Annotated in this window: 7 protein-coding genes; all 7 read left to right on the top strand. The window is 32.9% G+C overall.

The window, feature by feature from the left end:
• The first annotated feature begins 179 nt into the window (after window positions 1–179).
• The 7 genes from ACR2MV_RS12310 (at window position 180) to ACR2MV_RS12280 (ending at window position 6,329) form a co-directional block, all read left to right on the top strand.
• Window positions 180–617: a hypothetical protein gene (locus ACR2MV_RS12310; protein ID WP_434022220.1), complete on the top strand. Its 438-nt coding sequence runs from the start codon at window positions 180–182 to the stop codon at window positions 615–617.
• 247 nt (window positions 618–864) lie between these two features.
• On the top strand, window positions 865–1,422 hold the full coding sequence (locus tag ACR2MV_RS12305; RefSeq protein ID WP_434022219.1) for a Crp/Fnr family transcriptional regulator: 558 nt from the start codon (window positions 865–867) through the stop codon (window positions 1,420–1,422).
• Window positions 1,423–1,509: 87 nt separating this feature from the next.
• Entirely contained in the window at window positions 1,510–2,361 is an 852-nt protein-coding gene (locus ACR2MV_RS12300) for a DAPG hydrolase family protein (protein ID WP_434022218.1), read from the top strand.
• Between the two features lie 7 nt (window positions 2,362–2,368).
• On the top strand, window positions 2,369–3,019 hold the full coding sequence (locus ACR2MV_RS12295; protein WP_434022217.1) for a carboxymuconolactone decarboxylase family protein: 651 nt from the start codon (window positions 2,369–2,371) through the stop codon (window positions 3,017–3,019).
• A gap of 232 nt (window positions 3,020–3,251) precedes the next feature.
• The gene (locus tag ACR2MV_RS12290; protein WP_434022216.1) at window positions 3,252–3,722 is read left to right on the top strand and encodes a hypothetical protein; all 471 of its coding nucleotides are present in this window, start codon (window positions 3,252–3,254) and stop codon (window positions 3,720–3,722) included.
• A 288-nt stretch (window positions 3,723–4,010) separates the two neighbouring features.
• Window positions 4,011–4,964, top strand: coding sequence for a Fic family protein (locus ACR2MV_RS12285; protein WP_434022215.1), 954 nt, complete (start codon window positions 4,011–4,013; stop codon window positions 4,962–4,964).
• Between the two features lie 258 nt (window positions 4,965–5,222).
• Window positions 5,223–6,329: an alpha/beta fold hydrolase gene (locus ACR2MV_RS12280; RefSeq protein WP_434022214.1), complete on the top strand. Its 1,107-nt coding sequence runs from the start codon at window positions 5,223–5,225 to the stop codon at window positions 6,327–6,329.
• Window positions 6,330–6,590 lie beyond the last annotated feature (261 nt).

Raw genomic sequence — 6,590 nt, 5'->3', positions numbered from 1 at the left:
TATTTCTAATTCCATTAATTATTTCTGAATACCAAAGTCCGCCAAATCTTTTGATTTGGTTTAGAAAATGAAAATATAAAACAAAATAAAAAGCTTTGGCTAATGGCTAATCAAGAAGTTTATTTCTATAAACTCCCCCGCACTAACCATAGCCGGAACGTTGTAGCGCATTCAAAAAAATGACAGAAAGAATAATTTTATCGATAGTCGCAATAATTATGTTCGCCTTGACTTTGAAAAAAGGAGACAAGGGAACAAAACTTCTAACAGCAGGATTAACTGTGGGAATTTTAATTACTTGGACAGGTTTGCCAATGCTCATTACAGCAGGACTGATTATATATATGTTGACAGGACTTATGATTTCATTCTCAAATTTGAAAAGCAAGGAACTAACTAAACTGAATCAAACGACAATTGTAATTGCAGGAATTTTAGCATTTGTAGCAAACCTCTTTTCAATAATGCATTGGCCTTATGCTGGAGAAATGCGACTAAGCATGATAATTCCAATAGCCCTGTACATAATCAGCCTTTTTAACGGAATGATAAAAAGAAAAGAAATGGGATACTTGACAATAATGAACGTTGAATTCATATTGAGACTAATACGATAAAATGAAAAACGCGCTACAACACTGTATATAGCAAATAGGGAGTTTGGTGATTTACGAAGGTTCAGTGCCATTTACAAACACCGCCAAATCGTTGATTTGGCTTTTAAGAATGAATAAATTAAAAACAAAATACAACGCTTTGGCTCAGTGCAAAACTGAAAGTTTGTTGCTTTCTACTGCCCTACTTGCCATATACTAAACGTTAGCTGCAAGTTTAAGAGAGTGCACATAATAAAATTACTGGGATATGATAAGAGATTATTTATTAAAATATGTGAATTTTTCAGAGAAAGAATTAGATCTTATTACCAGTGAATTTGATAGACAAATAATAGCAAAAAACGAACTGTTTTTGCGAGAAGGAGAAATATGTAAGAAAGTTGCGTTTGTTGAAAGTGGTACTTTGATTTTATCACAAACCCTTGATACTGGAAATGAACATGTTTTAGACTTTTTCGCATCGGGGGATATGATAAGTGATTACTACAGTTTCCTTAAAAAAATACCGAGTGATGCAAATATCAAAGCCCTAAAAGAGTCTTCACTTTTAGTCATCACTAAAGAAGATATAGAACTACTTTATAAGACCGTTCCTAATTTTCAAAAACTGGGAAGATTATTATCAGAGGAGTCTTTTATGCAATTGGCAGAAGGGTTAAAGAATGCCACTTTACCTCCAATTGAAAGATACGAACGCCTGATAAAATATAAACCCATGATTTTTGAGAACTTTCCACAGTACATGATTGCCTCTTACCTTGGCATAAGACCTGAATGGTTATCAAAAATTCGCGTTCAAAAGTAATTTCTTGAATTTATTCAACGAAAACAATTATGCTCTTGCTGTATTTTTGTATTCGTATAAATTCAAAGAATTACAGAAATGAAAAATATGAGTTTAAAGTCAATCATTGTAGTTTCATTCTTATTAGTTTTAGCTGCTTGCAATGTGGGTGAAATTGCAGATCCAAAAGAATACCCTATTACGCTTTCAGAAACTGAAAAGACACACCCGCTTGCCAAGTATTATTACAGCGTTGAGGAACCTAGTAACGAACAGTATGAAACCCTTGTGTATCGTGAGCCTGAAGATGGATTACCTTTTGATGAGGCTGGTAAAATGCTAGAGGAGGGGTACTTAACCATGGAAAACGGATATACGCGTTTTAAAGATGGTTCGGGTTATGTTGCTGTTAATATCCAGTTTCCTGAAGCAACTGGAGAAATGTTAGATTGGTGGTTTGATTGGCATGGATATGATTCAATGCGATATAAGATATGGTATCCCGGCCTACACGCATTTTCATTGTATGAAAACTATGAAGAACCTGAAACTTTCTCAATATCTAAGTATGTGCTTGAGAATCCGGAAGGGAAAACGACACATACTATTGAAGCAATGATGAAAGGGGAAGACCTTCAAGATTTACAGATTACTTTTGTGAACCCGGAACAGTTCGGACTTGACAATTCAAAATTAGGGACAAACCAATGGGCTATATGCGCGAATGTGAAATCTGGAAATCTCACAATTGTTCAAATGGTACATTTTGTTCGAAAAACAGAAAATGGAGTAGAAATGCGTAGTCGATTTTGGGTAGGCAATGATGTTCATTGGATTGTTAGGAAAATTGGAATTTCAGAGGATAAACTCTATGGTTTAGCACATCATTGCTTGACCGAATACACACAGTTAGCAAGTTTTTTACCTCAGGTTTATAGCACTTACGCATTGAATAATTGAATTAACGATGGATATTAGAGATAAAGAATTTGACCTTGTACTTAAACAGGCCGAAGAAAGTATGGGATTCGTTCCAAACACACTTCACGATTTAGTAAAGAAGCCAAACATTCTAGGAGCGTTTGCCATGTTATCGGCAAATGTAAAGGGGTTTCAGGGATCGAAAGTGTCGCCAATAACAGGGTTAAAGTTGATGATTAAAAATATGCGCTGGATCATTAAAGCAAAAAAAGAAAGTCAGTTCGAGGTGCCACCATATTTGAAAAACCTTGTTGGTCATATGGCCAGCAATGCATCCGGATGTAGATATTGCCAGGCGCATACGGCAAATTCAGCTTATAAGAATGGCGTGGAGATAGAAAAATTGCAACTTATTTGGGAATTTAATAACTCAGATCTTTTTTCTGAAAAAGAAAAAGCGGCTATGGCATTTGCATTGGCTGCCGGAAGTACACCAAATACAATAACACCGGAGCACCATATAGAACTTAAAAAGCATTTTACGGAATCTCAAATAATCGAGATAGTTGCAACCATTTCATTGTATGGTTTTTTGAATAGATGGAACGATAGTATGGCTACCAAGTTGGAAGAAGAGCCAGCCAATTTTGCTAAACAACACCTATCCAAAAACTGGGAAATTGGAAAGCATGCTTAAATAACTTGCGAGTTTCTAGTTTAAAGTTTAATATTTCTAAAGATATAATTAGGATCGCAAAACCAGTAGCTAACAAGGTGTATGATTCATAAGGATTTCAGAGTTTATCAAGCATTATCACTCGAATTAATTTCGGTTGGCAATTTGATAGGTTTGAATCCCGTAATCCCTTACGAAATCATACACTAAACGTTATAGCCAATGTTAAAAAAAGTAAATCTAAATATATTAAATGAAAAAAATAATACTTTCTCTTCTGACTTTATTAGGTATAAACATTGGAGTAAAAGCTCAAACTGACAAACTTGAAACTGGATTAACAAAAACACTGGAATTAACGGCTAACAGATTTGAAAAGACAAATAATGCTTACCTGATAAATCTGACAAAAGACAATACTGTTATTATGCAGATAGTTCACGGTGCATTAGTTGAGAAAACAGCTAAACCGGGAAATCCATTTAATTTCTCATTCAACTTGACTTTTGATAATGAAAAAACTAATGAAGACACTTTCAAGAATCTTGAATTATCAAAAAAATTCGAATTTTATGAATGGGATGGAATTCCTTGCTATGCTCTAAATGTTGGAAATGACAAACTTGAAACTAAAAAAATAGCTTTGGAAATATTAAATAAAGTTTATGGATATAGCTCTGATGAATTGTTTGAATTTGAACTGTTTGACCAAGGACGATTGTAAAAAAACACAAAGGCTATAACACTATATATAGCAAATAGGGCGATTAGTTTTTAATCAAAAAGTCATTGCTTATTTGTGAAGTCGCCAAATCTTTTGATTTGGTATTAAAAGAGAAAAATTAAAACAAAATGCAAAAGATTTGGCTTATGGCTAAACCGAGAATAATCGCTTATTTTCCGCCCAACTTGCCATATATTTAACGTTGTGCCCAATTAAAAAAATCCGTTTCATTTCATAATTAAAGTTAAAGGATTGTATCTTTGATAGTATCAAATGATAGTATAAATAATGAAACCACCTTACGAAATAACCTCATTAATTTTAAAATTAATAACTTCTATTTCTGAGAAAATAGGAGAAGTGAATGCTAATTTATTAAATAAACCTTCACCTAAATTGAGAAAACAGAATAGAATTAAAACTATTCATTCTTCTTTAAAAATTGAAGGAAACACACTTACTGAAGAGCAAATAACATCACTTCTTGAAAATAAAAGAGTCATTGGCCCTAAAAAAGATGTTATTGAAGTTTTAAATGCAATCAAAATTTATGAAAATTTAGAAATTTACAATCCGTCTGACGAAAAGTCATTTTTAAAAGCCCATCAAAACTTAATGGAAAGTCTGATTGAAGACGTGGGGAAATATAGAACCCAAAGTGTTGGAATTGTCAAAGGATCAAAAGTAGAACATTTAGCACCACCTTTTGAGAATGTACCATACCTTATGAAAGACCTTTTTAAATACTTGAAAAAGTCAGACGAAATTGAATTAATTAAAAGTTGTGTTTTCCATTACGAAATGGAATTTATACATCCTTTTTTAGATGGGAATGGAAGAATGGGAAGATTATGGCAAACCTTAATTTTAATGGAAAAATATCCTGTCTTTGAGTTTTTACCATTTGAAACTTTAATTAGTAGCGACCAAGAAAAATACTATAACGCCTTGGCTGTAAGTGATAAGTCCGGAAAATCAACAAAATTTATTGAATATATGTTGAGCGTAATTGATGATTCAATAAGTGAGTTATTAGATTTCAATAATCGAACATTAAGTGAAAAAGACAGATTAGAATATTTTATTTCTTCAAATAGAACTGAATTTACAAGAAAGGATTATATGAATATTTTTAAAGATATTTCTTCAGCTACTGCGAGTAGGGATTTAAAAAAAGGTGTGGAATTAAATTTATTTGAAAAAATAGGAGAAAAGAATAAAACAATTTATCTCTTAAAATAACCGGGCACAACAATGGGTATAAGCAATAGCTTCAATCCCTCTCCGAAACGAAAATGAATACTAAACTACAAACCAAATAATTAAATCAAACCAACGTGGGAGAGCTACTGCTCATACCCAAACCGTTGTAGCCAATTAAACCAAACAAAATGTATTCAACTAAACTTAAAATATCTGAAACAAAATCTAGATATAATCGTCTTCGGTAAAAAACAATAGTATAACAAAGACTATTATGAATCAATAATTACTAAATCGATGATGTATTTAAAAGGTAGAATATTAATTATTCTGATTGTAAGCTTGTTTTCTTTTTTTCCGAATCAAGCTCAAGTAGAAGAAAAAGTTAGACTTCATGAGTCTTGCCAACCTAAAAGCAATGTTAAATCTGAAATAAACGAATCTCAGTATGTAATTATTGGGGGTGTACAACAATGGATTACAATAAAAGGGAAAGATTGTTCGAACCCTATAGTCTTGATGGTACATGGAGGTCCAGGAATTCCGTTAAGCAAGTATCACGATAGTCTTTTCAAAGATTTCGAAGAGTATTTTACCGTTGTTCACTGGGATCAAAGGGGTTCGGGAAGAACATATCTAGCTCAATTTGATTCGGAAGAACTCACTTTAGATATGTTAACCAATAATAAATTGACCGTAGATCTCCTGGTAAAAGATGGTCTTGAAGTAAGTGATTACATCAGAAACAGATTAGGGAAAGAAAGAATTATCATTTCAGGTTCATCTTGGGGCTCGTTCTTAGCCACTAGAATGATACACTCGGCACCAAATAAGTTTCATTTTTATGTTGGGCTATCTCAGCTCGTTAGTGGGAGTAAGAATTATACTGAGAGCTATAAAAAGGTTAAAACAATTGCAGTAGAAACAGGAGACAAAAGAACTCTGGATGTTTTAAATAAAATGGGACCGCCGAATTGGAGACATCCGTCTAACTTTGGAAAATTACGTAGAATTATAAGTAAATATGAAAATGAGGCAATAAGTAATCCTGTGGAATGGAAGATTTCAAAAGAGTATTCTGGATTTTCAGACTCTAGATATTCTATATTTTCAGAAGAATTTTCATTCCTAAAATATATAGGATTGAGCGATGATGGAATGATAAAAGATGTAGCTCTGGATGAATGTTGTACTAATTTGAAGATACCAACATATATTATACAAGGTCAGAAAGATTTATTAACCGTGCCAAAAGTGACAAAAGAATTTTTTGAAGAAATCGTGGCACCAAACAAGGAGTACATAGAAATAGAAAATTCTGGCCATGATGCAAACCTAGACATGCTTAAAATGCAGCTAGACATTCTAAAAGCCGGCGCAAAAAGATATATCGAAAAAGAGTAGATTTAAAGGTCAAAGAATAACTGGCTACAACAATGTGTATAATTAATTGTGGCTTAGAGCTTCACCTAAATCAGAGCAAGCCAAAGAGTAGGAGCGAGAAGAGAAAGTAATATAAAGTTTAACCACAACTAACCATACACAAGACCGTTGTAAACAATTAAGAATAATTGAAGTACTCATTATACTTATTACTCGTAATTATTATTTCTTGCCAGAGTTCTTCGCAACTTAAATCAAATCATGATCTGGTCTCATTAATAG

It is taken from the genome of Lutimonas sp., from assembly GCF_051011215.1.
In the GTDB taxonomy this organism is placed as follows: Bacteria; Bacteroidota; Bacteroidia; order Flavobacteriales; family Flavobacteriaceae; genus Lutimonas.
Note: the sequence above shows the minus strand (reverse complement) of the source record. Positions and strands in the feature narration are given on the sequence as shown.

Bases quoted from the DNA above. Each gene is read 5' to 3' on its own strand.
- ACR2MV_RS12310 (WP_434022220.1), top strand. From the start codon at position 180: ATGACAGAAAGAATAATTTTATCGATAGTCGCAATAATTATGTTCGCC.
- ACR2MV_RS12305 (WP_434022219.1), top strand. From the start codon at position 865: ATGATAAGAGATTATTTATTAAAATATGTGAATTTTTCAGAGAAAGAA.
- ACR2MV_RS12300 (WP_434022218.1), top strand. From the start codon at position 1,510: ATGAGTTTAAAGTCAATCATTGTAGTTTCATTCTTATTAGTTTTAGCT.
- ACR2MV_RS12295 (WP_434022217.1), top strand. From the start codon at position 2,369: ATGGATATTAGAGATAAAGAATTTGACCTTGTACTTAAACAGGCCGAA.
- ACR2MV_RS12290 (WP_434022216.1), top strand. From the start codon at position 3,252: ATGAAAAAAATAATACTTTCTCTTCTGACTTTATTAGGTATAAACATT.
- ACR2MV_RS12285 (WP_434022215.1), top strand. From the start codon at position 4,011: ATGAAACCACCTTACGAAATAACCTCATTAATTTTAAAATTAATAACT.
- ACR2MV_RS12280 (WP_434022214.1), top strand. From the start codon at position 5,223: ATGATGTATTTAAAAGGTAGAATATTAATTATTCTGATTGTAAGCTTG.